Genomic DNA, 2681 nt, shown 5'->3' on the forward strand with positions numbered 1-2681 from the left:
GCGCGCGGGGCCGCCTCGACGAGCCGGTCGAGGTCGCCGCTCGACACCCCGAGGTCGTCGAGCAGCCCGTGGGCGGCGTCCATGCTCGCACCGAGCGCCGGGGCGTCGCCGCGCTCGAGGGCGGCGCGGGCGGCGTGCGCGAGGACACCGATCCCGTCGATCGTCCCGCGGACGCCGACGGGGTCGCGCTCGAGGCGGTCCCGGACCGACGCGACGGCTTCCCGGGTGTGACCGGGGACGCCGGTGTCGGCGACGACGAAGGTGAACCGGGCCCCGAGCGCGACGGGCTCGATCCGCCCGCCGTCGAACCAGACCGGCGCGTCGGCGACCACGCCGCGTGCGTCGAGTCCGGAGGGCCGTCCGTGGGCGATGCGCTCGCACTCCTGGACGAGCTCGTGGTGCGTGTCGGCGTCGAGGGTGTGGCCGAGGGCGTCGGCGACCGCGGCGGTGACCGCGGCGGCCACGGCAGCGCTCGACCCCATGCCCCGCGCGGTCGGGACGTCGCTCTCGACCCGGACGTGGAACCGTCGGTCGGTGACCCCGAAGTGGCGCAGCGTGGCGGTCACCGCGGTGACGGTCGGCAGGACCGCGGCGGGGGCGGTGTCGAGCGGACCCGTGTGGACCGCGGACTCGAGCAGGTGACCGGTCGCCGGGTCGGCGTCGGGGTGCGGCACGGCGGGTGCGGTGTCGATCGGCGTGACCGTCGCGACCACCCGGGCGTCGAGGACCGGCAGGACGAGTGCGGGTGCGCCGTGGACCACGGCGTGCTCCCCGATGAGGATCGTCTTGCCGTGGGAGGCGGCGCGTCCCGTGCGGCGGGTGTCGCCGGCTACGGGTGCCGCGGAGTGGTCGAGGTGGTTGCTGGTCATCGTGGGTCACGTCAGCCTAACCGTCCGTGCCCATGCGCGTGCTCGACGCCCGCCGTACCCCGGCGGTGAGCGGGCTCCACGTCACGGCGCGAGCAGGCGTACGGTGACGATCAGCATGCTGACGATCTCAGGAGGCACCGCATGGTCACCCCGTCCACCACACCGACCCCGAGCCCCGACCGTCGCCGCTGGGCCGGTCTCGTCGTGATCAGCGTCGCCGTGTCGCTGATCATCGTCGACTCGACGATCGTGAACGTCGCGATCCCGAGCATCGTCCGCGACCTGGACATCGGCTCGACGGCCGTGCAGTGGGTGCAGGAGAGCTACACGCTCGTGTTCGCGGCACTCCTGCTCGTCTTCGGCTCGCTCGCCGACCGGCTCGGCCGACGACTGCTCATGGTGGTCGGGGTCACGGTGTTCGCCGCGGCCTCGGTCCTCGCCGCACTGGCCCCGAGCGGCGAGCTGCTCGTGCTGGCCCGGATCGTCCAGGGCGTCGGCGGTGCGATGGTCCTGCCGACGACGCTCTCACTCGTCAACGCCACCTTCACCGGACGGGAGCGCGGCATCGCGTTCGCGGTGTGGGGTTCGACGATCGGCGGCATGGTGGCCGTCGGTCCGCTGCTGGGCGGCTGGCTCACGACCGCGTTCTCGTGGCGCTGGGCCTTCGGCATCAACATCCCGCTCGGTGTCGCGATCGTCGCGTGCGCGCTCGTGTTCGTCCGGGAGTCCCGCGACCAGGTGCACGCCGGCCGGATCGACGTCGTCGGCGCCGTGCTCAGCGTGCTCGCGAGCGCGTCGCTCGTGTTCGGCCTCATCGAGGGCCGGACCTACGGCTGGTGGACCAACGCCGAGCGGCTGCGTGTCGGGGACTGGTCCTGGCCGGGCGCCCTCTCGCCGATCCCGTACGCGTTCGCCCTCACCGTCGTCGCGGGCCTGCTCTTCGTGGTGTGGACGCGGCGGCGGCAGCGTGCGGGCCGGTCGACGCTCATCGCCCTCGACCTGTTCGGCATCGCGTCCTTCCGCGGCGGCTCCGTCGCAGCGCTGATCGTCTCGCTCGGCGAGTTCGGCATCATCCTGTCGCTCCCGCTCTGGCTGCAGAACGTCCTCGGCTACTCCGCGCTGCAGACCGGCTTCGTCCTGCTCGCCCTCGCCGTCGGCTCCTTCGTCGCGAGCGGGTTCGCCGCCACCGCCGGCCAGCGGATCGGCGCGTTGCCCATCGTCCGGCTCGGCATCGCCGCCGAGATCGTCGGGGTCGCCGCGGTCGGGTTCGTGGTGTCGTCGTCGACCCCGTGGTGGGCGATCGTGCCGTGCCTGTTCGTCTACGGCTTCGGCGTCGGGCTCGCCACCGCGCAGCTCACCGGCGTCGTCCTGCAGGACGTCCCCGTCGAACGGAGCGGGGAGGCCTCCGGCGCCCAGAGCACCGCCCGGCAGATCGGGTCCGCCCTGGGGATCGCGGTGCTCGGCACGGTGCTGTTCACGTCGACGAGCGCGCTCGTGGAGCACCGCCTCGAGGGCACCGGCACCCCCGCGGCGACCGCCTCCCGGGTGGCCGACGCCGTCGTGACGTCCTCCGGCGGCGCCATCGCCGGGCTCCGCGCGCAGGACCCGGCGGTCGCGGACACCGCGGCGGAGGCGTTCAGCGACGGCACCCGGGCGGCAGCGTTCTCGGCGGCCGGGTTCCTCGTGCTCGGCCTGGCGGCGACGCTCCGACTTCGGCGCCCGGAGTCCGAGACGTCGGCCACGCCGACGACGGACCGACCGGTCGCGGCAGGCTGACCGGCCCGCGGCTCCGGACGCTGAGACGGGGCGGAC

The 2681-nt window shown here is 74.4% G+C and carries 2 protein-coding genes; one reads left to right on the forward strand and one right to left on the reverse strand.

The features are described 5' to 3' along the window. On the reverse strand, positions 1-869 hold an 869-nt coding region (mvk, locus tag I59_RS11540), incomplete at its 3' end, for a mevalonate kinase (RefSeq protein WP_022903997.1). A gap of 141 nt (positions 870-1010) precedes the next feature. Between mvk and I59_RS11545 the strand changes: the two genes are divergently transcribed. After that, positions 1011-2645 carry a DHA2 family efflux MFS transporter permease subunit gene (locus I59_RS11545; RefSeq protein ID WP_022903998.1) on the forward strand — a complete coding sequence of 545 codons (1635 nt, stop codon included), beginning with the start codon at positions 1011-1013 and terminating at the stop codon, positions 2643-2645. The last annotated feature ends 36 nt before the right edge of the window (positions 2646-2681 follow it).

Source organism: Curtobacterium sp. B8 (genome assembly GCF_000333315.1).
Classification (GTDB): domain Bacteria; phylum Actinomycetota; class Actinomycetes; order Actinomycetales; family Microbacteriaceae; genus Curtobacterium; species Curtobacterium luteum.